General features: G+C 54.5%; 18 protein-coding genes. 16 read left to right on the forward strand and 2 right to left on the reverse strand.

Annotation, left to right across the window (positions count from 1 at the left end; genetic code table 11):
- The first annotated feature begins 195 nt into the window (after nucleotides 1-195).
- From J4D97_RS00260 to J4D97_RS00270, 3 genes are all read left to right on the forward strand, one after another.
- Nucleotides 196-447 (forward strand): KGG domain-containing protein, encoded by a 252-nt coding sequence (locus J4D97_RS00260; protein ID WP_185283032.1) that lies wholly within the window; start codon nucleotides 196-198, stop codon nucleotides 445-447.
- A gap of 124 nt (nucleotides 448-571) precedes the next feature.
- Complete coding sequence (locus tag J4D97_RS00265) at nucleotides 572-1,639, forward strand: o-succinylbenzoate synthase (protein WP_208305885.1); 1,068 nt, start codon at nucleotides 572-574, stop codon at nucleotides 1,637-1,639.
- 71 nt (nucleotides 1,640-1,710) lie between these two features.
- Nucleotides 1,711-2,985, forward strand: a complete 1,275-nt coding sequence (locus J4D97_RS00270) for an aspartyl protease family protein (protein ID WP_208305886.1) — start codon at nucleotides 1,711-1,713, stop codon at nucleotides 2,983-2,985.
- 179 nt (nucleotides 2,986-3,164) lie between these two features.
- Here J4D97_RS00270 and J4D97_RS00275 read toward each other — a convergent pair whose 3' ends face one another.
- The gene (locus tag J4D97_RS00275) at nucleotides 3,165-4,901 is read right to left on the reverse strand and encodes a phospho-sugar mutase (RefSeq protein ID WP_208305887.1); all 1,737 of its coding nucleotides are present in this window, start codon (nucleotides 4,899-4,901) and stop codon (nucleotides 3,165-3,167) included.
- Between the two features lie 272 nt (nucleotides 4,902-5,173).
- Between J4D97_RS00275 and J4D97_RS00280 the strand changes: the two genes are divergently transcribed.
- Nucleotides 5,174-5,560, forward strand: a complete 387-nt coding sequence (locus tag J4D97_RS00280) for a hypothetical protein (RefSeq protein ID WP_185283036.1) — start codon at nucleotides 5,174-5,176, stop codon at nucleotides 5,558-5,560.
- A gap of 225 nt (nucleotides 5,561-5,785) precedes the next feature.
- Nucleotides 5,786-6,538: a hypothetical protein gene (locus J4D97_RS00285; protein WP_208305888.1), complete on the forward strand. Its 753-nt coding sequence runs from the start codon at nucleotides 5,786-5,788 to the stop codon at nucleotides 6,536-6,538.
- 59 nt (nucleotides 6,539-6,597) lie between these two features.
- Here J4D97_RS00285 and J4D97_RS00290 read toward each other — a convergent pair whose 3' ends face one another.
- Complete coding sequence (locus J4D97_RS00290) at nucleotides 6,598-8,505, reverse strand: ABC-F family ATP-binding cassette domain-containing protein (protein WP_208305889.1); 1,908 nt, start codon at nucleotides 8,503-8,505, stop codon at nucleotides 6,598-6,600.
- Nucleotides 8,506-8,902: 397 nt separating this feature from the next.
- Here J4D97_RS00290 and J4D97_RS00295 point away from each other — a divergent pair, with 397 nt between their 5' ends.
- From J4D97_RS00295 to J4D97_RS00345, 11 genes are all read left to right on the forward strand, one after another.
- Nucleotides 8,903-9,466 carry a CsgE family curli-type amyloid fiber assembly protein gene (locus J4D97_RS00295; protein WP_208305890.1) on the forward strand — a complete coding sequence of 188 codons (564 nt, stop codon included), beginning with the start codon at nucleotides 8,903-8,905 and terminating at the stop codon, nucleotides 9,464-9,466.
- A 59-nt stretch (nucleotides 9,467-9,525) separates the two neighbouring features.
- The gene (locus tag J4D97_RS00300; RefSeq protein ID WP_243900069.1) at nucleotides 9,526-9,954 is read left to right on the forward strand and encodes a curli production assembly/transport component CsgF; all 429 of its coding nucleotides are present in this window, start codon (nucleotides 9,526-9,528) and stop codon (nucleotides 9,952-9,954) included.
- A gap of 55 nt (nucleotides 9,955-10,009) precedes the next feature.
- Entirely contained in the window at nucleotides 10,010-11,416 is a 1,407-nt protein-coding gene (locus J4D97_RS00305; protein WP_208305891.1) for a CsgG/HfaB family protein, read from the forward strand.
- 250 nt (nucleotides 11,417-11,666) lie between these two features.
- Nucleotides 11,667-12,479 (forward strand): hypothetical protein, encoded by an 813-nt coding sequence (locus tag J4D97_RS00310; RefSeq protein WP_185283041.1) that lies wholly within the window; start codon nucleotides 11,667-11,669, stop codon nucleotides 12,477-12,479.
- A 125-nt stretch (nucleotides 12,480-12,604) separates the two neighbouring features.
- Nucleotides 12,605-13,192: a hypothetical protein gene (locus J4D97_RS00315; protein WP_208305892.1), complete on the forward strand. Its 588-nt coding sequence runs from the start codon at nucleotides 12,605-12,607 to the stop codon at nucleotides 13,190-13,192.
- 164 nt (nucleotides 13,193-13,356) lie between these two features.
- Nucleotides 13,357-13,728, forward strand: coding sequence for a curli-like amyloid fiber formation chaperone CsgH (gene csgH, locus J4D97_RS00320; RefSeq protein ID WP_208305893.1), 372 nt, complete (start codon nucleotides 13,357-13,359; stop codon nucleotides 13,726-13,728).
- Between the two features lie 177 nt (nucleotides 13,729-13,905).
- Entirely contained in the window at nucleotides 13,906-15,345 is a 1,440-nt protein-coding gene (locus J4D97_RS00325; RefSeq protein ID WP_208305894.1) for a carboxypeptidase-like regulatory domain-containing protein, read from the forward strand.
- Between the two features lie 68 nt (nucleotides 15,346-15,413).
- Nucleotides 15,414-16,238, forward strand: coding sequence for a glutamate racemase (gene murI, locus J4D97_RS00330; protein ID WP_208305895.1), 825 nt, complete (start codon nucleotides 15,414-15,416; stop codon nucleotides 16,236-16,238).
- Nucleotides 16,239-17,457: 1,219 nt separating this feature from the next.
- On the forward strand, nucleotides 17,458-19,983 hold the full coding sequence (locus J4D97_RS00335) for a T9SS type A sorting domain-containing protein (protein WP_208305896.1): 2,526 nt from the start codon (nucleotides 17,458-17,460) through the stop codon (nucleotides 19,981-19,983).
- 214 nt (nucleotides 19,984-20,197) lie between these two features.
- Nucleotides 20,198-23,173, forward strand: coding sequence for a lamin tail domain-containing protein (locus J4D97_RS00340; RefSeq protein ID WP_243900071.1), 2,976 nt, complete (start codon nucleotides 20,198-20,200; stop codon nucleotides 23,171-23,173).
- Between the two features lie 182 nt (nucleotides 23,174-23,355).
- Nucleotides 23,356-24,177, forward strand: coding sequence for an SDR family oxidoreductase (locus J4D97_RS00345; RefSeq protein ID WP_243900072.1), 822 nt, complete (start codon nucleotides 23,356-23,358; stop codon nucleotides 24,175-24,177).
- The last annotated feature ends 86 nt before the right edge of the window (nucleotides 24,178-24,263 follow it).

The following is a 24,263-nucleotide window of genomic DNA, read 5'->3' on the forward strand; positions in this document are numbered from 1 at the left end:
ATTGTGATAAATACAGCTCTCTGCAAGCTCATCCGTATTTATCGCGGCGTGGTGCGGTAAGTAACCATACTGTTCAGTATAAACCTTGATTTATGGGCATAAAAGCGGTCCTTTCTTTTCTTTTTATCGTCTCTTGTCCTGACTTGCTTACGCAGATGGCAAGTTCTATTCTTCATCCTTTTACCACTAAGCGCTATGCAAACCAACGCCACTTCCTCCACAACCACTCGTCGTCCAGCACAGCGCCGGGCCAACAAAACAGTTACGAAGAGCCCTCGCGGTTTTGCCGCCATGGACCCTGAGCAGCAGCGCCGCATTGCCAGCGAAGGCGGAAAAGCCTCGCACGCCAGCGGCCGCGGACACCGTTTTACCTCGGAAGAGGCTCGCGCTGCCGGCCGCAAAGGTGGTATGGCCAGCCGCACACGTCCGGAGACGGCTACCCGCTAGGTAGTTGCTATACTTACTACATGCGTAAACCCTTGGCCAAGCCAAGGGTTTATTTTTTTGTGGCAGCCAACCGAAATCAACGTGCGCGGTTGTGTACTGACGGCCCACATACCGCCGGTTTTCTATGCTCACGCTCCGCTACTCGCACCGCCCGCTTCGCTTCAACTTCCCGGCCCGCACCTCGCGCGGCGCCCTCACCGAGCACGTGGCCTGGTACCTGCACGTGCACGACACAGCTCAGCCCAGCGTGGTAGGGCTGGGCGAGGCCGCCCCACTAGCTGGCCTCAGCCCCGACTATGGCCCCGGTTTCGAGGCACAAATTCAGGCGTTGTGTGCCGAGTTCAACCGGCGTGCCCTGGCAGAGCTACTACCCGAACACGCGCACCAGTTGGTGGGAGAAGACCTGCCAGCCCTGCGCTTCGCCCTCGAAACGGCCCTGCTCGACCTGCAACACGGCGGCCGACGCCTGCTCTACGATACGCCGTTCAGCCGGGGCGAGGCGGGCCTACCCATCAACGGGCTGGTGTGGATGGGCGACGCGGCCTTCATGCGCGAGCAGATCCAGAAAAAGCTGGCCGACGGCTACTCCTGCCTGAAGCTGAAAATCGGAAGTCTGGATTTTGCCACGGAATTGCAGCTGCTGCGCGAAATCCGGGCGGTGGCCGGCCCCGAGGAGTTGACGCTACGTGTGGATGCCAACGGGGCCTTTGCACCCGCCGAGGCGCTGGCCAAGCTAACGGCGCTCAGCGAGTTTGCGCTGCACTCCATCGAGCAGCCCATTCAGGCAGGGCAGTGGCCGGAAATGGCTCGCATTTGCCAAGAGTCGCCGGTGCCGGTGGCTCTGGATGAGGAGTTGATTGGGATACCGGCCGAAGAACAAACGGCGTTGCTCTCGACAATCCGGCCGGCCTACATCATCCTGAAACCAACCCTACTGGGTGGGCTACAACGCACGCTTCAGTGGCTGCACACGGCCAACCAACTAGGCATTGGCTGGTGGCTGACCTCGGCGCTGGAATCCAACGTGGGGCTGAATGCCATCAGTCAGTTTGCCGGGCAGTACGTAATGGATGGCTTTCCGCAGGGCCTGGGCACGGGCCAGCTGTACCACAACAACGTGGCGGCACCGCTGCACATCCAGGGCGGAGCGCTGCACTACAATCCGCAGGGTACGTGGGAATTGCCGGAGTAGGCTAGGGTAGGGGTGAAGTGGCGGGGCGTACGTTTTTTGCGTATCTTACCCAACGCTCTTTCCTACCCTATATGCTCTTGGTTCAAGTACTTACACTGATTTTTCAGGGTAGTCGTTTGTGGCTGCTGGCGGCGCTGCTGCTGAGCGCCGGGCCATTGGTAGCGCAGGAAAAGCCAGCCTTTCGGTTCGAGCGGCCACGGGCGCGCCGCATCAGCCTACCGTTTCTGTTGCAGCGCAACCTGGTTATTGTGAGTGCCCGGCTCAACGGGCAGGGGCCGTACAATTTTCTGCTCGATTCGGGGGTAGGGATTTCCATTCTCACCGATCCGGCCGTGAAGAACTTCCTGCAACTGCGCACCGGCGAGGAAATCCGGCTGATGGGTGCCGGCGAATCGGAGCAGCCGCTGCTGGCCTACCGTGTAGATAGCGTGCAGGTGCAGCTGCCAGGCGCGGTAGCACCGGCCCTCACGTTCTTCACGCTTTCGGAGGACATACTCAATTTGTCGGCCTATGTAGGAATGCCCATTCACGGCATTTTGGGCTATGATGTGTTCCAGAGCTTTGTGGTGGAAATACACGCCGACCCGGCCTTGCTCTACCTCCACGACCCCATCCGCTACCGGGCGCCCCGCTCGCGGCGGTGGGCCCGCATTCCACTAACGCTACGGGCCAACCGCACCTACCTGACCACCGCCGTGCAGCTCAACGACACCCTGACGATGCCCCTAAAACTGCTTCTGGACACGGGCGCGGGTCATGCTCTGTCCTTGGAAACCGGCTCGGCGTCTGATATTCCCCTACCCCAACGTCGGCTGCGGGCGCAGCTAGGGCTAGGCCTGAGTGGCAACATCAACGGCTACCTGGCGCGGGTACAGAGCATGCAGCTGGGGCGCTACCGGGTGAAGTCGCTCCTCACATCCTTCCCCGATGCGCAGGAAGTACGCCTAAAGACCACCGTGCCGCGCGACGGTGGCCTGGGCTTCGAGCTGCTCAAGCGCTTCACCACCATCATCGACTACCAGCGGGGTAGGCTGCTGCTGCGCCCCAACGCGCTCTACCACGACCCCTTCGAGCACGATATGAGCGGCATTGACTTGCTGGCGGTTGGTACCGACTACCGCCGCTATCTCATTTTGAAAGTAGAGCCCGGCTCGCCCGCCGCCGCCGCCGGCCTGCAACCCGACGACGAATTACTCATCATTAACATGCAGCCTACCGGCAACATGACACTCACGCAAATCAGCCGCCTGCTACACTCCGGCGACAAGCGCGAGTTAATATTCATCGTGCGCCGCCCCAACGGGGAGTTGTTCTCTACGAGCCTGCGCCTGAAGCGGCAGATATAGGGTAGGGCTGGGGTAGAGAGTATTGTAAAAATGAAAAAGGCCTGTCATCCTGAGCGGAGCGAAGGACCTTCTCATGCGTGAACGAGTCGTTAATACGATTGTCGTTCACGCATGAGAAGGTCCTTCGCTCCGCTCAGGATGACAGGCCTTTTTTTAGTCTATCAGGACCTAAATTAACCCTATTTCAACTGCATATCCTCGATAATCGCCTGAATGCGCTGATCCAACGTACGGTCGGCCAAGTCGAAATCCACAGTAGATTTCAGCGGCTGCTTCACGCTGAAGTAAAACTTGATTTTGGGCTCGGTGCCGCTGGGACGGGCCGAAATTTTGCTGCCGTCTTCGGTCAGGAACTGCAATACATTGCTGCTTTCCAAGCCAGTGTCGGTGGTTTGGCCGGTTTTCTGATCGGTGATTTTGCCGGTTTTGTAATCCCGGATTTCCACCACTGGCGAGCCGGCGATGGTAGCGGGCGGGTTGGCGCGCAGGTCGCGCATCATCTCCTGAATTTCCTCGGCGCCGCGCTGACCCTTCTTGGTCAGCGAAATCAGGTGTTCTTTGTAGAGGCCGTAGTCGGCGTACATCTGCACCATTTCTTCATAGAGCGTGCGGCCCTTGTCCTTGGCTACGGCTGCCATTTCGGCCACCAGCGCACACGCCGATACAGCGTCTTTATCGCGCACAAAATCGCCAATCATAAAGCCGTAGCTTTCCTCACCGCCGCAGATATACGTTTCCTTACCTTCCAGGTCGCGGATAATACCAGCAATGTATTTGAAGCCTGTAAGCGTGTTATAGGCCTTCACTTGGTAGCGATTGGCGATGTCGCCCAGCACGTCGCTGGTCACAATCGTATACACGATGAAGTCCTTATCGGTCATCTTGCCAGCCTGCTTGCGGGCCGACAGCATATATTGCGTGAGTAGGGCAGCTGTCTGGTTGCCGTTCAGCAGCACCCATTCGCCTTTGTCGTTTTTCACACCCATGCCCACGCGGTCAGCGTCGGGGTCAGTGGCTAGCACAATGTCGGCGTCCAAGGCTTTAGCCTGATCTAGCGCTAATTGCATAGCAGCCTTTTCCTCGGGGTTCGGCGACTGCACCGTAGGGAAGTTGCCGTCGGGGGTAGCCTGCTCCTGCACCACGTGCACGTTCTGGAAGCCAAAGCGCTCCAATGCTTTCGGTACCAGCGTGATGCCGGTGCCATGTAGTGGGGTAAATACGATTTTCAGGTCCGACTGGCGCTGAATAGCGGCCGGGTTGATGCTGAGCTGCTGTACCTGCCGGAGGTAGGCCTCGTCCAGCTCCGGCCCAATCAGGTGAATCTTCGACTCGTCGGCCTGGAACCTCACCTCATCCACCGACTGAATGCTCTGCACCTCCTCAATGATGTTCTTATCGTGCGGTGCTACCACTTGGGCGCCGTCGTTCCAGTACACCTTGAAGCCGTTGTACTCCTTGGGGTTGTGCGAAGCCGTGATAACGCAGCCGCTTTGGCAGCCCAGGTAGCGGATGGCAAACGACAGCTCTGGGGTAGGGCGCAGGGCATCAAACAAATACACCGTGATGCCGTTGGCCGAGAAGATATCGGCCGCAATGCGCGCAAACTCTTTGCTGTTGTTGCGCGAGTCGTGGGCAATGGCCACTTTAATTTCCTGGCCGCCAAACGAGTGCAGCAAGTAGTTGCTCAGGCCCTGCGTGGCCATGCCCAGCGTGTAGCGGTTCATGCGGTTGGAGCCGGCGCCCATCACGCCGCGGAGGCCACCGGTACCAAACTCCAGGTCGCGGTAGAAGGCATCGTTGAGCGCATCGTCCTGGCCGGTGGCTACCAGTTGCTGAATATCGGCTTTGGTGGTCGCATCGTAGTTGCCGGAGAGCCAGGTATTGATTTTCTGCTGAACGTCGGGGGAGAGAGCCATAAAAGGGAATTGTGGAAGTAAAAAAAGTCGGTCTTTTGAGAACGGCGGTAAAGAAAAGAGGTTTACACAATATCAGCGCGAAAAGCACTGACGAATCTCCGTTACTACGTAAAAGAGGCCTGGAGCGAACTTGCGAAAACAACTGTTCGTTGGCCCGTATACTAGTCTACCGGTAGGCCCTTCGTGGGTTTCTACGCCCTGCCACCGTAGAAATGTAGGGATTCCTCCCCACCTTTGTATCGTTAACTCTAACCTCCGCCGTTGTACCACCTATGAACGTTACTGAACTAAACCAAGCCCTCGTTACCCTGATTGAGAAAAAGCAGGAACTGCAAACCCTCACCTACGACGACGCCCGCTACGACGACGTAGAAGAAGAACTGCACGATCTGGAAGATGATTTCAACGACGAGTACGGCCAGTTTCTGGAAGAAGCGCTGGAGAAAGTGCACGACGACCTGGGCTCCGATACCGACGTGCTGCTGCCCACGGCCTACCTGCCCGCCAACATCAGCGGCGAGCCTACCCCCAAGGAAGGCGTTTGGATCGACTCAGAGAAATATTCCGGCAAGGAAGCCCGTCTTACTTTGATACCTAACCCTACTCGCCTTTTTCTGACGGTAGGCAAGACCGTGCGTCAGGAGGTGTGGAAAGCATAAGCTAGAAAGAATCTACTGTTGAAACCCAGGTTGCGCTAGCGTAGCCTGGGTTTTGTTTTATATATTATATGCCGCATATTCCGTTAGCGTAACTGAATCTGTTTAGAGAATCGCCAAAACGTCATGCTTGATCTGGCGTCCGCTTGTCGAAGCATGACAGATAGAAGATGACTTGCTAAAAAATGCTCAGTTCTATCAGAATTACCCTTTAGCTTGCTACCCATTATGAAATTACCTCAACTCCTATCTGTATTCATGCTCGGCGGCTTTCTAAGCGCGTGCGGACCGTCTTACTTCCTCACCATGAAACCCACGGCGGCGGATACTATCTGGTATGAAGGGCGCGAAATGATGCTGCAAGAGCAGGACAGTATGCTGGTGCAAATGAGCTTCGTGCGGTATGAAGGTAGAGAGTTGGTATTTGAGGCAGTAGTAGAAAATGGCTCCTCACAGCCTATTCTGGTAGCCCCCGAGCAGTTTTACTACCAACCCGTGGTTACCCAGGCCGCAGCGGCAGGTACCCCCACCAATGTGCCGGGGCGCGTAGCGGCCATCGACCCAGAGCAACGCATGCAGCAACTGGAAACGCAGCTGGCGTACGAATCCAAAGAAGCCACCAAAGTCAGTTTCGGCGAATTGCTCACCACGCTAAGCCACATTACAGAAAATGTGGCCAGCATCAAGAAAGAAGAGACGGAGAAAGAAATAGACGAGCGCGAGGAACGGCAGCAAAGCGAGCGAGACTACTACACCAACCACCGCATAGACCACAGCATAGCGGCCGACCAAGTACGATACACGAAGGAGGAGGTAGAGCAACGGCTGTTGCGCAAAAACACGTTGCCACCGGGCCAGTACATCCGCGGCTACGTTTACTTTCCGCGCACCGATGCGGCCGATGTTATTCGGGTAGTAGTGCCTGTCAACGAGCAGCAGCCCGCCACGTTCGATTTCACGCAAGACCGGACGAAGCAGTAGCTTCAGAAAGCAAAAGCGCCGGCTCGTGGGAGTCGGCGCTTTTGCTTTGTGGAGATTGTCTACACGAATTCGGCTAGCTCTAGCCACCGTTCGCCTTTGGTATCCAACTCTGTATCAATTTTCTTAAGGCGGGCCGCCCAGTCGGCCAACTCCTGGGGTGTGCCGCTGCCGCTGCTGAGCTTGTCTACGAGTTGCTGCTTCTCGTTTTCCAATTGCTCAATGGCAGCTTCCAGCGTTTCGTATTCCTTCTTTTCAGCGAAAGAGGCCTTGCGCTTGGGCGTCGCCGCAGGGGTAGGGGCTGCCGGGGCGGCAACAGGCGCCACCCCAGCAGCGGCTTTGGCCGTTTTGGCAGCTTGCTGCTGATACTCGGCCGTGTTGTGCTCTTTCTGCCACTCGCGGTAGTCGGTGTAGTTGCCGGGGAAGTTGTGCATCACGCCGCCTGGCTCCAGCACAAATACGTGCTCCACCAGCGCATCCATAAAGTAGCGGTCGTGCGACACGATAAGCAGACAGCCCGCGAAATTTAGGAGGAAATCTTCCAGGATATTCAGCGTGATGATGTCTAGGTCGTTGGTCGGCTCGTCCAGAATCAGGAAGTTGGGGTTCTTGATGAGTACACGCAATAGTTGCAAGCGGCGCTTCTCGCCTCCGCTCAGCTTGCTTACCAACGTATACTGCTGCGCCGGCGGGAACTGGAAGTGCTGCAAAAACTGCGAAGCCGTTACCACGTCGCCGTTGGCCATTTCCACTACCTCGGCCACTTCCTTCACAATGTCAATCACACGCTGCGATTCATCGAATTCCAGCTCGGTTTGGGTGTAGTAGCCAAATACGGTAGTCTGGCCCGCATCTACGGTACCCGAGTCGGGCGCCAAGCGGCCCGTGAGCATGTTGAGCAGGGTAGACTTGCCCGCACCATTCGGCCCAATTAGGCCAATGCGGTCCTTTTTCTTGAACACGTAGCTGAAATCGTCCAGCACCACATGGTCGCCAAACTGCTTGTGCAGGTGCTCTACCTCAATGATCTTGCCGCCCTGGCGGGTCGTTTTCACCGACAACTCCAGCTGCGGACCGCCAATCTTGGTTTTGGCCTTCTCCTGCGTTTCGTAGAACGCGTCGATGCGGGCTTTCTGCTTGGTGCCGCGGGCCTGGGGCTGGCGGCGCATCCACTCCAATTCCTTGCGCAACAGGTTGCGGGCTTTTTCCACCTCCACGGTTTCCATCTGCTCACGCTCGGCTTTCTTCTCTACGAAGTAGGAGTAGTTGCCCTGGTATCGGTGCACGCGGCCCTGGTCCAGCTCCACAATTTCGTTGGCTACTTTATCCAGGAAATAGCGGTCGTGGGTTACCATCAGCAGCGTGAGGGTAGGGGAGGCCAAGCGGTTTTCGAGCCACTCAATGGTATCGAGGTCGAGGTGGTTGGTAGGCTCGTCCAGAATCAGTACATCGGGCTCCTCAATCAGCACGCGGGCTAGGGCCACACGCTTGCGCTGCCCACCCGACAAGTTGCTGACCTTACGTTCCAGCAATTCACCCAGGATACCCAGTCGGCCCAGAATCTGCTTCACCTGCGAGTCGTAGTCCCAGGCATTGTGCGTGTCCATCAGCTCCAGCACCCGTTGCAGTTCGTTGGGCGAGTGGTTGGGGTCGTTTACCACATGCTCGTAGTCGCGGATGGCGGCGAGGGTAGCGTTTTGGCTGGCAAAGATGGTTTCTTCTACCGTCAGGTTTTCGTCGAACACCGGCTGCTGGCCCAGGAAGGCCACGCGGGTTTCCTTGCGCACGCTCACCGAGCCCGTATCGCCGGGCTCAATACCGGCCAGAATGCGCAGCAACGTGGTTTTACCGGTGCCGTTGATGCCGACCAGCGCCACGCGCTGCCCTTGTTGCAGGCCAAAGTTCAGGTCGCGGAACAACCAACGGTCGGCGTAATTTTTCGAGATATTCTCAGCGGAAAGCAGATTCATGCTACAAAGGTAAGATAAGGACCATCCTAAAGCTTCCTGTCTCTCTGCATTTCACATGGTTGAGGAAAAACAGCAGCACCGTTCTCCAGTCCTGGCGGATGAAAGGCTGATAAATATGCGGTTAGTGCTCCTGATGTAAATCCCAGGCAAAACACAGTGTATATTATATGATTTATTCGATAAAATATTGATTAATTAATAATTATAATGCAAATAATGGTTGCGGGAGTTGTATTATTTTATCAGACAGTTACATTTATGTGAACCGTTTGATAAATCCATTTTTGAGTTATTTATTGGCTTTTATCTCTGTATGTACAGGAATTGATTTTTGTTTAAAGTAAGTCATATCTCATAAGAATAAGACAATTGTATGAACATCACGGGAATTTCTGCTATGGTTCGGGTATGTGGCGGCTTGTTATGCTGGGTAGGGCTGCTGGGTATGCCCACTACCTATGGGCAAGCTGAGCGCCGGGCACCGGTGCGTGTAAACCAGCCCTCCAAAGCGGATTCCAAGCTGCCGGGCAAACAAGAAAGTCGGCAACTCTCCCCCAAGAAAGTGGAAGAGGCCCTGCGCCTATTGCTCCGCGCCGATTCGCTCCAGTCCACTCAGGCGCCTATTGGTGGCCCCGAAGCGAGCGGCTTGGTAATGGACCAGACGGTGACGAAGATTGGCCACGATTTCTACGATGCCTTCTACGCCGGCTTCGAGGCGCCCGTGGGTGTGCAAGACTTTCTGGTGACGATCAGCGAGCGACCGGCCCGCGGCAACTCGGCCTTGGTAGCCGTGAGCGTCAACAACGAAGACTTGCTTGAATTTCCGTTGCAACCGCGGCAGGAGTTGGTAGAGGAAGCTGCCAGTCAGGCCATTGCTCTGGCAATAGAATACCTGCAAACCAGTCAGGAAATCAGCCGCCAGCTGGAGCGGGGCGAGCGGCGCACCCTGGAAGTATACTAGCCGCCGTCCTACCCTACTACAGCCACTTATCTCTCCACCCTCTTACCTACCCTTCTCTCATGAAAATGCTTCGCTTCTGTTTGGTGCTGCTGAGTGTATACCTACTGCCGGGTTTTGCGCAGGCGCAAGATTTCATATACGAGCCGAAGAACCCCAATTTTGGGGGCGGCAACTCCTTCAACTATTCCTGGATGTTGAGCGCCGCCACTGCCCAGGACACCAACAAAGACCCTAATAGCAGCCGTGCACAAGCCGCCACCGACCCGCTGGCTGACTTTGCGGCGGGCCTGAACCGGCAGATTTTGAGTCAGCTAACAGACCGGTTTATTACCTCGCAGTTTGGGCAGGGTAGCACCGTGAAGGCGGGCACTTACCAAGTAGGCGGCTACCAGATTCAGGTGACGCCGGGAAGCGCGGGGGTGGTTATCCAGATTTCTGACCCGGCCACCGGCAACCAAACCACCGTCACTATCCCTAATATCCCGTAGGCGCGGGCTGCCTACCCGCTGCTATCAGTTCGTTTACCCGCCCCATCCCACCCGTATGAATCTACGCTTACTCCGCTACCTACCTGTAGTATGCGGCCTGCTGTTGGCTGGCTGCACGCCCTATTTTCACCAGCCTTTCGGCACGGAGCGCGCCCGGTTGGGTGCCGAGGTAAACGCCAACCGCGAGATGCGAAACCTGCCCGCCCCTAAAGCCCGCACGGTAGTGGCTGTGTATAAGTTTCGAGACCAAACCGGCCAATACAAGCCCCAACTCAATGGGTCTAGCTTCTCCACGGCCATCACGCAGGGGGCTACCACCATTTTGCTGAAAGCCTTGGAAGAATCGGGGTGGTTTGACCCGATTGAGCGCGAAAACCTGGGCAACCTGCTTAACGAGCGCAAAATCATTCGCTCCACGCGCGCCGAGTTTGCCGAGCAAACTGGTGTGAAGCAGCCGGTGCTTCCTCCGCTGCTGTTTGCGGGCGTAATCCTGGAGGGCGGCATCATATCGTACGATGCCAATATGCTGACCGGCGGGGCCGGCCTGCGCTACTTTGGGGCGGGTGCCTCCGGGCAATACCGGCAAGACCGCGTGACGGTGTACCTGCGGGCCATCAGCACCAGCACCGGCCAGATTTTGAAGACCGTATACACGTCCAAAACCATTTTGTCGCAGCAGGTAGACGCCAGCCTGTTTCGCTTTGTGAAGTTTAAGCGGCTGCTGGAAACCGAAACCGGCTTCACCTACAACGAGCCCAGCGAGATGGCCGTGAAGGATGCCATTGAGAAGGCTGTGCAAGCTTTGGTATTCGAAGGTATTCAGCTAAACCTGTGGGCGGTGCAGGACTCGACGGAGCGCACGGGTAGCAAAATGCTGGCCTATGTACGGGAGCGGGAGTATGGCCTGCACTACGACGTGCTGGGCCGGCAGGTGCTGGAGCGCCATCCGGCCGTTCACGCCACCCTCACGGCAGGCGCCCAACGCTACGCCGGCGACTTTGCCAATCCGCGTGTTACGCCCGTAATGCAGGGCAAACTGCTGTACCAGCTGGAAGGTGGCCGCTGGCTACCCTTTGTGTCGGTTGGAGGTGGGCGCTTGGCCACAGAGCGCTTCTTCAACCAGTCAATCTATTATGCCGAGGCGGGCGTGCAGATGCGCCTGCTACCCACCGACCGGCTCTCGCCCTACCTAACGCTGGCCGGAGGGGCTACGCAGCACGGCCGCGGCAACGAGACCGGCCCGCGCGGGATAGTGCCCCACGCTACCCTGGGCGTGGGCCTGGAGTATCAGCTAAGCGGCAAGTGGTGCGCTACCGGCAGCGCCGACGGGCGGCTATTTCTGCGCGACAACCTAGACGGCGCAAGCGTGGGCCAGTACAACGATAACACCACCTCCCTACAAGTGGGGTTGACCTATATAGTAGGCAACGCAAAAAGGCGTCCGAAAACGGCTGGTAATTAGAAGAAAAAAATATGGTGAAAACAGTGGAATAGTACTGTTTTGAGAGTAGGAAAAGGATTAGTACTATTAACCGCTAATAGTATAATTATTTTTACATAAAAAAATATTATTTCAATACGAAATCGTTTGCGGTTTTGTTTCACACCCCTATATTTGACTTGTTCTTCCGGAAAGAGCAAGAAAAATTTTCTGATAGCGGCAGAGGGTATCTGTTGCTAAAACACAACATAATCATACTTATACCTCCAACATGAAAAAGATTCAACTTTTGCTTGCAGGTGCTGTGCTATTGGCTGGAGCCGCCCATGCACAGACTGGTACCCGCGCTGAGTTCCGTAACGTGAATGATTGCATCGGCTGCGAAACGATTAGCTTGAACGCTCGGCCTGTGAATCAAAGCAACCCCAATCCTAATTACAGCGCTCCATCGTTGGCATCTATTGATAACTGCTCGGTGGTAATTCAGGGCCAGGCATCGGGCGCGCCTGCTAAAGACCGTGGTGATAATAACGTGGCTGTGGTAGACCAAAGTGGCACCAAGAATAACGCCCAACTTTACCAACGCGAAGGCAACCGCAACTACGGGCTTCAGGTGCAAACCGGTACTAGCAACCAAGCACAGACCATTGTATGGGGTAGCCAAAACACAACGATTCAACTACAGAACGGCAGCCGCAACAAAGCTGGCATCAACGTAGACCAGGTAGATGGTTCGTATACTCCCGGCAGCACTGAAAACGGCAATAACAACTGGGCACAGCAGCGTCAGCAAGGCACAGGAACTGGCGTGGGTAACGACAACATTGCCAACCTCAACCAGTACGGCAACAACAACCTTTCCTCGCAAGACCAGCAAGGCAACAGCAACAGTGGGGATGTTTTTCAGCATACCAACTACAGCACCGCCGTGCAGCAGCAGACAGGTGATCTTAATACGGCCGTTACGCTTCAGGGCAAAACGCTGGCAAGCGGCGTCATTATGAGCGGTGACCAATATCAGCGCAGCTCCATTCAGCAAGGCGGCAACTCCAACGCCGCTATTGTTTCGCAAGACCGTCGCTAAGCAGTGGCGGGTGGTACTCTGGCCGCCTGCCTAGCCAGCTGGGTGCGTAAGTCTCTCGCCGGGGAGCAGCACCCAGCTACGGCTTTAGCAATGGCAAAGCAAGAGTACCCTTTCTCTGAAAAACCATGAAATACGCACTGCTTTTGGTACTGAGTGGCTTGCTAAGCTGGGGCGCTTACCCCGTACTGGGCCAGCAGCTTGGCCGCAGCGAAGCCGCTACCCCTGAGCAGCGGCTGGTGGAAGACCTGGGGGCCAATTGGAAAAACCTGCCCGTACCGTTGCTCGTGAACCTGCAAAACCTGTCGGAAATTGTGCAGCAGGGCAATAGAAACTTGGCCCTCACTACCCAGCAAAATGCAGGCAACCAGACCAATCGGGCCTTCATTGAGCAGGTAGGGAGCCTGAACAAAGCCTACATTGTGCAAACGGGCACGGGCAATACCACCCGCATCACCCAGCAAGGCCAAGACAATATGGCCGTGAGCGAGGTACTCGGCGACCAGAACCTGACTACCCTCGTGCAGAAAGGCAATGGCAACCTGTTGAACCGTCAAGCCCAAACCTCCAATATGGAATACAGCGTGTTGCAAGAAGGCAACAACAATTTGCTGAACACGCGCGATGCGGGCCCAGCGGTGCCGCAGGGCTACAGTATCGAAATGCGCGGCAACGGCATTCGTCTGAGCATTGAGCAGGGCAAAGTAGGGCAGTAATAGGCAGCCCCAGTACAGTAGGAAAGACCAGCCCATCAGGTTGGTCTTTCCCATTGCGGGCAGCGGTGCTAAAGCCATGCTGTACGATTAGCCTACCCTAGTCTCGATTAATAATGCTTTCCACCCCATGCTGCTGAAAAGCAGACCACCTACTTGGTTAGCGTATGATAAAACATATACTACACGTGCTGCTTCCTGGCTGTTTATTGGCCTTTCAGGATAGGGAAAAACCTTGCGAGGCGAAAATTGCGCTGGAGCGTGATGCGGTTCAATTACGCATCACCGGGTATTGCCACAGCCAGAGCACCCAGCCAGCCAGCTACCGCTACGAGTTGGTGGTGGCAAAAAAAAGCCAGGGTGGACAGGCAACGAGTCGACAAAGCGGCGAGTTTGAGTTGCTGCCTGGTCAGACGGTGCGGCTTTCGCATATCACAGTAGATGCAGGTGGTGCCTATGCTGGACGGTTGCGCATTTTCACCCACGCCGGTGTTCTGCTAGCCCGCGACTCAGTGTGGCAGTCTACGCCCACTCACTAGCCTGCTTATCTCGGTGCTGCATAGCCGCATGTCGTTCGCCCTACCCGCTCCCTACCACCCACTCCTTATCATATTGCTGTGATGCTTCATTATGTACGCGCAACCTGGTGCCATTGGCTGTTCTGTTGTTTCTGCTGGCTGGCGCTGAGCGCTTGCGAAGACACTCCGGTAGAGCCTGTGTATTACGGGAACGTGTCGGGTGTGCTACGCGATGCCCGCACCAACCAGCCCCTTGCCAACGTTGCCATTAGCACTACACCTGCTACCTCGGCCGTGGTAACCGATGCGCAGGGGAGTTTTTTGCTGGAGCGAGTGCCTACCGGGCGCCTCGCCATTACAGCTTCCAAAACGGAATATCAACCTGCTACTACTACCATTACAGTAGAGGAAAACCAGACGGCCCAAGTAGCCATTATTCTCACCAAAAGCCAGACGGCCACTGCGCCCGCCGCGCCTACCCGGCCCGCGCCCGCCGACCAGGCCAACGTGCCTGGCCCCGATGTGACGCTGGAGTGGCACCCGGTGCGCCCTGCACTCCTCAGCGACTCTCTGCGCTACGATGTGCTGCTATACGAAAGCAACTCCACTGTTCGGCGCCAGCTGCTCACCAACTCTCGCGATACTACGGTGCGCGCCACCGGCTTGCAGTACAACACCACCTACTTCTGGCAAGTAACGATCCGGAATGGGAGTGGAGCCGCTACACGCTCCAATCTGTGGAGCTTTACTACGGGCGCCCTACCCGATAATCGCTACCTATTCGCCCGCGAGGTAAACGGAAACACAGATATTTATTCTTCCAACACTACGGGCAACATGCTACTGCGCCTGACCACCTCCGCTTCTGTAGAAACCGCGCCGCGGCTGAGTCCCAACCGCGACCGGATAGCGTATGCTTCCAACGCCACCGGGCAGTATCAGCTATATACGATAAACCGCGACGGGTCGGATCAACGGCAGATTACGCAGCTGCCTGTGGAAGGCTACTTCAATTTTGGTACGGGCTATTGCTGGTCGCCCGACGGGTCGCAGCTATTGTATAGTAGCTACAACAAGCTTTACCGCATCAACCGCGACGGTACAGGCCTAACATTGATAGCCACAGCCCCCGCCGAGCGGCACTTCCGTGAATGCGACTGGACAAGCCAAGGCAATCGGATTGTGGTGCAAACAGTGGGCGTCAGTGTCTATGATTCTGAGCTGTACTACCTCAAGCCCGATGGTACAGGCCTGACCCTGGCAATAGGGAATTTGCCGGGCCGCCTCGATTCACCGTCATTCAGCGTCGATGGGCGCCGCCTGCTTTACACCCGCGACGTAGATGGGTACGACGATGGAACCGGTCGGCAACTCAACGCACACATCTTCTCTCAGCTATTGGATGGTAGCAACCTGGTTGATATTTCGGCTGGGACAGGTTCTGGAGCGAGTGCCGCTAATAGTAAGCCATTGGGTTTCAATGATGTGCTGCCGCACTACGCGCCAGATGGGAGCAAGGTGATTTTCGTGCAGGTAAACAACGTGGCCCGCTCAGTGCCCGAAGTCTGGATCGTTGACTTGAATGGTGCCAACCGGATGCGCTTATTTGAGAATGCTACCTACCCTGATTGGAAGTAATTTGCTTTGCAAAACCAGCAACCAACAATAAGGCTGACCGGGAGAAAGACCTTACCTTCGTGCCTGTTATGGCGCCTTCTCCTGAGTTTGCATCACGCCCCATCGGCATTTTCGACAGCGGTATTGGCGGCCTCACGGTAGCCCGGGCCGTAAACCGCGCCCTACCCCACGAGCGACTGGTCTACTTTGGAGATACGGCGCATCTGCCCTACGGCGACAAGTCGACCGCGGCCATTCAAGCGTATTCTGTCAAGATCTGCGACGTGCTGCTTCGGCAGCAGTGCAAGGCCATTCTCATTGCTTGTAACTCAGCCTCAGCGGCGGCCTATGAGCTAGTGCGCGAATACGTGGGTAGTAAAGCCTTAGTGCTGAATGTTATAGACCCCATCGTGGCGTATGTAGGGCAGCACTACGCCGGGCGCACCATCGGCCTGATTGGCACCAAGCAAACGGTAGGCTCCAACGTCTACCGTAAAAAGATTGACGACTTGGCCGTCGGAATTCAACTACACGCGCTGGCCACCCCACTGCTGGCCCCTATGGTAGAGGAGGGCTTTTTCGATAACGCGATTAGTGAAAGCGTTATCCAGAACTATTTATCCGACTCGTCGCTTGAAGCCATTGAGGCCCTAGTGTTAGCCTGCACCCACTATCCGCTGATTCGGGAGCAGATAACGCATTTTTATCAGGATCGTATCGACGTGCTCGACCCCTCCGACGTGGTAGCGCTGGCCCTGAAAAAGTTGCTCACGACGCATCAGCTACTATCCCCGGTTACCTTCCGTCCGCAGCACCATTTCTACGTATCCGACTTCACGCGCAGCTTTGAGGAGAGCACCCGCATTTTCTTCGGACAGGAGGTAGACCTGGAATTATATCCCCTGTGGGAATAATTTTTTGTACTGGTCAGGAATTGGATAGCTGGAAAAGTTATATGAAGTACTTTACGCCCTGAAAGAGGATGTTGAGTTGTTAGTTGTATTTATTTGGGAAGCTGTCCTAGCTTAAAGTGTTATAATTCAATATGTATTGCCATTCAGTATGGTCTATGTGGCATCCCATTATAGGGCTTGGCATGAATTGTGGCCCTATATACCCAGTACTGAAGCAGAAACGCTTTTCATAATTATTATTGTAAAAATAATAAATTTTCATTAAATATTTATGATACTGAATTGATCTATTGCGTAGAAGCACAAACATTATGCTCCTGAAAAAAGCATATTTCCAAAGAATCTCCTTTTTCCACTTACTATGAAAAAATTGTACAGATTACCCTGGGGAAAATACGCTCGACCGTGGGTAATGCTCATGGTCATCCTAGCACTGTCTGCTAGCCATGCTGTCGCTCAAAATGTCATTTTTAATGAAGCATTTAGCCAAGTATTTGCTGGCGATAATATTGATGACGATGAGGCTGATGGTTATTTTGATGAGCAGCAACTCACATACTCTGGTTCAGCAACCGGAGGCGATTTAACTTTAACGAATATTCCCGTTAATACTTTAAGTGGTGCATCAAATCAGAATGATCCAGATGGATACATTCTTTTTGGTAATATAGATTACTCTAATACTAGAACTGGACCAGCAGTATCTACTACTACTGAACGCACTCTGACTATAAGTGATATATTAGGTCCAATTAATAATCCAGTTTTCACATTTTTTCTTTACGTAGGTGGCAGATCTGGTAATGAAACAATTGGTACGACACGTAGCAACTTTATTCTTGAAATAAGTACAGACGGCATAAATTACTCTGCTGTAGAATATTCTCGAGCAGATGGTGCAACTTCATCATTGCGTAACGCTTGGGGAGCTTTTACCACAAATGGAATAACTCCCTCAAGTACATTAAGTATCCGGTTTCGGAAAAGGCTTAATGCTAATGTACTTTACGCTATTGACGACGTTAAGCTCACCGGTGTTCGCAATAACATCAGCGTATCAGCTACTACACTGAACTTTGGAAATACCAACGTAAATACGCGCTCAGCAGCACAGCAAATTCGCATTGCAGGTGCTAGCCTACAGAATGATATTGTAGTGACAGCGCCCGATGGATTTCTGGTTCGTAAGGGGACGGAAGCTTATGCTATCAGCACTACTTTGCCCCGCAATAGCAGCGGCGTGGTAGAAAATACGCCGGTAGATGTGATTTTTGCGCCTACTGCTGCAAAAACCTACAGTGCTACCCTCTCAGTTACCAGCGAAGGCTCTGCTGCCATGAGCGTAACGTTGAACGGCACTGGTGTAACTCCTCCACCCGCTACGCTGGTGGCACCTTCTTCTATTACGTTTAGTGGTTCTACAGTAGTAGGGCAAGTGTCCGCCCCCGAAGACTTCACGGTGAGGGGTAGTAACCTGGTAGGTAATGTAACAGTAGCGCCTTCCAGCAACTATCAGATTCGGGTAGGCAGCATAGGTAGTTTCACGAGCAATCCTATTACCCTCACGCCAACCAGCGGTACGCTGGCCGAAACGACGATGCAGGTACGTTTTGTGCCCACAGAAAGCGGTGCAATATCGGGCAGCATTCGGGTGACTTCCACGAATGCTGGTGAGCAGGCAGTTGCGCTGAGCGCTACGGCTACGGCCGCTCCTACGGAGCCAACCGTCAACGCAGCACCCACTGATCTGGCCTTTGGCACCGCTTCGGGTAGTGGCTCATCCAATATTCTGACTTTTGATGTAAGTGGTACTAATCTCACGAAAGAACTGATTATCACACCATCGAATTCAAACATTAGAATTCGCAAGCAAAACGATGGTGACTTTACAAGTTCTGCTCTATCTTTTGCTCCCATAAACGGGACCGTATCAAACCTCACGATTGAAGTAAGACTGATCGGCCCGGTGGCTGCCGGCAACTTCTCTGGCTTTATTAGTGTGGGCAGTGGTAATGCACTTCCCAAAACGGTGAATGTAACGGCTTCGCCTGTACTGGCCGGCAACTCTACCATCAATACCAAAGGTTCGTTGGATGAGTTTGACGCGGTACCGGGTCAGCCTTCAGAATCGCAGTCGTACATCATCACGGGTACCAACCTGTTGCAGGACGTACAGGTAGAAGCGCCAAACTTCTTCCAGATATCGCTCACAAATGATTTCTCGTCGATAAAGGGAACGGGTAATACCATTTCGATTCCGCGCAATTCGGGTAATGACCTCACGGAAACGACTATTTATGTGCGCTATTTCCCTACCGCCGCGCAAACCAACAGCGGAACCATCCTGCACAACAGCGACCCAGCCGTACAAGTATCCTTATCCGTAACAGGCTCCAGCCAACCATCGCTGACGCTGGAGAATGCCTATAACAATAATGAACAGGTAATACTGAACACCAACAGTGCCGGCCAAGGCCTGACGTTGCGGGGCCGCCGCGTGAACCAGCCTGTGACTATTTCTCTGGCGCAGTCACCCAATACGGCTAACCCATCCAATACGACTCAGTTCCAACTGTCGCTGGATAATCAGACGTTTTTCAACACGCTGACGATTATGCCGGATCAGGCGTCGCGGAGCATTTCCCGTCCAATCTACGTGCGCTACTCACCTACCTATCTGGGTGGTAAGAGTGGAGCCAGCGCCACATTGCAGTTCCAAAGCAATGATTTTGTAGATAGCAAAACGCAGGCATTCCCATCAAACGCATCTGTCGTAGGCTGGTCGATTGATACGCGTCCAAGTCGTGAAGCGGCTATTAAGATAACCCGTAATGGCTCTACCGCTACGGTTAACTTTGAACTGCCTAACAATTCCGCTTCACTGGGATATGGTGAAGGTCGTTTGGTAATTGCCAGCGAAAACGCTGCTCTCACGCAATTGCCCGCCAATGGCACGCCTTATACAACTAACAATCAGAAATATGGTGGGCAGACGTTCACGGGCTCACCTGGTTACTTTGTGGTGTACTCGGGCGCTAATACAGAGGCTGTGATTGAGTCGTTGGATCCTACGAAAACGTATTACTTTTATACGTTTGAGTATAATAACATCACAACGATTAACGGCCGCCTCACCAGCGTACAGACGGCTGAAAACTATCTGACGCCGACTACGCCTGATGCTGTGCCTGCATACGTAGCGCCCGGCACCCCACTCCCCGTAGAGCTGAAGTCGTTTGCTGCTAAGCTCACCGCCCGCGGTGTGAAGCTAGACTGGGCTACAGCCAGCGAGAAGAACAACAAGGGATTTGAGGTGCAGCGCAGCCAGGATGGCGAACAGTTCACGGTGTTGCAGTTTGTGAAGGGTCATGGCTCTAAAGGCAGCGCAACGGTGTACTCGGCACTGGATGCCCAGCCCCTCTCGGGTATCTCCTACTACCGTCTGAAGCAAGTAGACGAGGACGGTACCTTTGCTTACTCGCCGGTAGCTGCCATCACCAACACGGAGGCCGCTCGTGAGGTATCCTTCTACCCGAACCCCGCCCACGATATGCTGAACATCAGCGCCAGCGAGTCGCTTGTGGGTGCGCGCGTAGTGATAACCGATCTGACGGGACGGACGCTGTTGACCGGCAAACTGGATGCTGCCAATAGCATTTCGCTGAGCACTCTGCGCACCGGTACCTACTTGGTGACTGTGGAAACAGCCTCAGGAAAAGTAACCCGCAAAGTGGTGAAGGAATAGCGTAACTACATTTAGGTATCGAAAGCGTCCCAAGGGTAGGCTTGGGACGCTTTTGTATTTTAGGGTGGGTGGTTTAGTTATAGAAACTATTGGATCATATTTTGTATAACTATTCGATAGCATAGCCACTATTGTGTGTGTTGTAATTAACCTTTTTTAAATTATGAATATTCGTGTGGTGTGGCAGGTTCGTCTATGTTGGAAATTATGGTTTATGCTAACAGGAGCGCTCGTACCCATATCATTGCACGGTTGGGCACAGCAACTAAACAGCGCACGGCCGGCTGTTAGCTCTTCCATTGTGATAAGTCAGGTGTATGGAGGAGGGGGTAACAGCGGGGCTACCTACAAGAACGATTTTGTGGAGTTATTCAACCGTGGCAATACCACCGTTGAACTGAAAGGCTGGACATTGCAGTATGCGGCTTCGGTAGCGGCGTTTTCCGCAAGCCTTAACCTTACCGGTACTATTGCCCCTGGCCGTTATTATCTGATTCAGTTAGCTAGTGGTGGGACTGTTGGCACCGATCTACCCACACCAGATGTAATGGGGTCGATTAATATGGCGGTATCTGCTGGTAAGGTGGCCTTGGCAAATAGTACTGTAGCGGTAACAGGCTCTACGGGCGCTAATGTGGTAGATTTCGTAGGGTATGGCTCGGCAAACGATTATGAAGGTAGTCAGCCTACGCAGCCACCAAGTAATACCTCGAGCATTATCCGAGGTAGTAATGGATGCACAGATACCGACAACAACCGCACTGACTTCATGCCGGGCATGCCTGTTGCGCGCAACAGTAGCACGCCTGCCAACAACTGCGGTGCCACGCTAACAGCATCGCCCTCTGCGCTTACCAACTTTGTGGCGACTACCGGGACCGACTCGGATGAGCAGAGTTATACCCTAACAGGGAGTGAGCTAAACACCGCTGCTACCGTCACGGCGCCGACGGGATACGCAGTATCCTTAGTGTCGGGCGGGCCTTACGCTACCTCCGTAACTACCGGCGCTCCGGTTGGTGGTAACTTGACGGCTACGGTATACGTGGTGCTGCGTAGCGCCACGGTTGGCACGGTGGCCGGAACAATCACCAATAACAGTAGTGCTACTTCAGCTGGCGTTGCAGTGTCGGGAGCAACTAATGCGCCGGTTACAAGCACCCAGACTGTGCGGTGGGACGGAGGTGCTGGCACCAATTTTTGGTTCGACGCGGCCAACTGGAGCAACGATGTCGTTCCTAATACCGCCACTGATGTGGTGCTTGACCACACGTTTGTAACAACCAGTTACAAAGTGCTGCTACAATCTGCTGCTACCACAACTGCCACGATAGAGCCTTCCGTTTCGATTCAGTCCCTGGTTGTGAACCCTGTGGGCGGGGAGCCGATCGGCTTTGAGATACCAGTTCTCAACACTAACGGTAGCGCGCTGACTCTAATGCGTAGTGCCGCAAATGAGGTAGCATTAGCTATTTACAATAGAGGAACGGTGACAAACAGCGCTGGCCTGAACAACAATAGTACAGGAGTGGCGCTGACGGTGGCCGGCACCAACCCGACGGTGTATATCTACAATGGTGGCACCTATCAGCACTATACCAACCGCGGGCACGCAACGGTAGTAGAAAACTTAGCGCCTGTTGCCGGAACAGAGGTCGGCCGTTGGGAATTTCGTCTTTCCAACACCACGTTTTCCACTACTCTCTCCATAGGTAAGCGCAGCTATCCTACGCTGGTGCTGCGCGCCAATCCTGCCGCCACCAATATCACCAGCTATACAGGCAGCAGCACTGCCCTAACTATCCGGGGCGACTTGGTAATTGAGCCAGGAGTGGTATTTGCGCCCAACGTAACGGGAGAGTTGAAAATAGCCGGTAACCTGAATATACAAGGTGCGCTACGCTTTGCACCTACCAATACGAGCGCGCCGGCTAAGGGCCAATTGGTACTGAATGGCGTACTACCCCAAACCATCAGCGGGGCTACCCTGGGCGCCGTGGGAACCGATAGCTACCTGAGTGCCGGCGTAACGCTGCAAATAAACAATCCCAGTGGGGTGCTGCTGGCAACGCCTGTGATGGTAAACGGCACGCTGCAACTCACGGCGGGGCCGCTCATTACCAGCACAGTTAATACGTTAACGCTGGCTGCGGGCGGCACAACGAGCGGAGGATCAGCGGATAGCTTCATTAATGGGCCGGTGGCGTGTGTGGCCAATGGCGCCGGTAGCTTACGGTTCCCACTGGGTAGGGTAGGAGTTCGGGGCAATATGTATCGGCCGATTGTGCTTACCATCACAAAGTTGGCCTCGCCTACCACCTTCACAGCCACGCAGGTAGAAGAAGGCGGTATAGGCAGCTTGAGCGGTGGCCTGACGCGAGTGAGTCGGGTGCGCTATTTCGAAATCACGCCCACGCCCGCCCCAGCTGCCGGCGATTTTGCCGGTACCGTGACGGTAAGCTATGGCGCTGATGATTTTGTGAATGCTCCCGAAGCCAGTTCCCTCGTCATTGCTAAGAATAACAACAACGCCTGGAGTAATATCGGCCGAAGTGCCTACTCGGGTACCGCTAGTAGCGGCACCGTTACGTCAGGTGAGTTCACCTCGTTCAGTTGGTTTGCACTGGCTAGCACCAGTCCTGTTGTTTCTGAAAACCCATTACCAGTTGAGCTAACATCGTTTACAGCACAACGTTGCGCTACTGGGGCGCTGTTGCGCTGGACTACGGCCACGGAGCTGAACAGTGCGCGGTTTGAAGTGTGGCGCAGTACCGATGATAAAACATTTACGCTGCTAGGCAGCCTACTTGGCCATGGTACCACCACACAGGCGCAGGCTTATCGCTACCTTGACACTACCCTTGGTGACGAAGCGGCTACCTACCGGCTGCGGCAGATAGATACAGACGAACACGCTACCAATACGCCCACGCGCTCCATCGCGGCACTGTCATCAGAAAAGCCGGCTGTCTATTTCCCGAACCCGATAGGAGAGCACCTGACGCTGCATCTGGCTTCTGCTGCCACCTTTCAGATTATAAATGGGGCCGGGCAAGTGGTGTATATGGGATGCGCTGCTGCTGGTACGACTACACACTCGCTGGCGGCACTTCCGGCGGGGCTGTATATACTTGAAATTCAGATTGCCGGACAAGCAGCGGTTAGACAGAGGTTGCTGATTGTCAAATAAAAAAGGGTAGAGTTACAAACGGCAAATTAGAAAGCGCATAGCTCTACCGTAGCCGCTAAGGCCGCGAATCAAACGGCCCGTTCTCAGTGGCAACTATTGGGATGTTTACCACATTCCTGTAACCTGCGGGGTCATTTAGCAGTCTACGGATTATTCCGTTTTCTCTTTTTTTGACTTTGCATATGGCTATAGAAATGAAGGCACAACCACGGTTGCGCAATCAGGTGGCACTGGTAACGGGCGGCAGTTCGGGCATTGGGGTAGGGGTATGCCTAGCCCTAGCCGCCGACGGCGCAAAAGTGGTCGTGAACTACCACAGCGACGAAGAAGGCGCCGATAAAACCGTGGCGGCCATCGAAAAAATAGGCGGCGAGGCCTACGCTGTGCGTGCCGATGTGAGCAAAGAGCCCGAGGTGTTGGCGATGTTCGAGGATATTAAGAAGCGCTACGGCACGCTGCATATCCTGGTCAGCAACTCTGGTATTCAGAAAGATGCCAGCTTTCTGGATATGACCCTGGACGAGTGGAATGCCGTCCTCAACGTAAACCTGACGGGTCAGTTTCTGTGTGCCCGCGAAGCTGCCCGCGAATTTGTGAAGCGCGGCGTGCAACCAGAAATTTCGAAGGCAGCTGGCAAAATCATCTGCATGAGCTCTGTGCACGAGGTAATTCCGTGGGCCGGGCACGTCAACTACGCTACGTCGAAGGGCGGCATCATGCTGATGATGAAAAGCATGGCGCAGGAGTTGGCGCCACACAAAGTCCGAGTGAACAGCATTGGGCCGGGCGCGATTCAGACGCCCATCAACGAAGAAGCCTGGGGGACGAAGAAAGCACTCAACAAACTGCTAGAACTGATTCCATACGGCCGCATTGGTCAGCCCGACGACATTGGGGAGGTAGCCGCCTGGCTGGCCTCCGACGAGTCGGACTACGTGACGGGCACTACCCTTTTTGCCGATGGCGGTATGACTCTCTATCCCGGCTTTGCCGATAATGGCTAACCATCATTGCTGACCTGCTACTGCTCCATCACTGGCCATTGTTTGGAATGTGATGGAGCAGTACATACTTGCGAAATCGGCAATTG

This window comes from Hymenobacter defluvii (assembly GCF_017589435.1).
In the GTDB taxonomy this organism is placed as follows: domain Bacteria; phylum Bacteroidota; class Bacteroidia; order Cytophagales; family Hymenobacteraceae; genus Hymenobacter; species Hymenobacter profundi.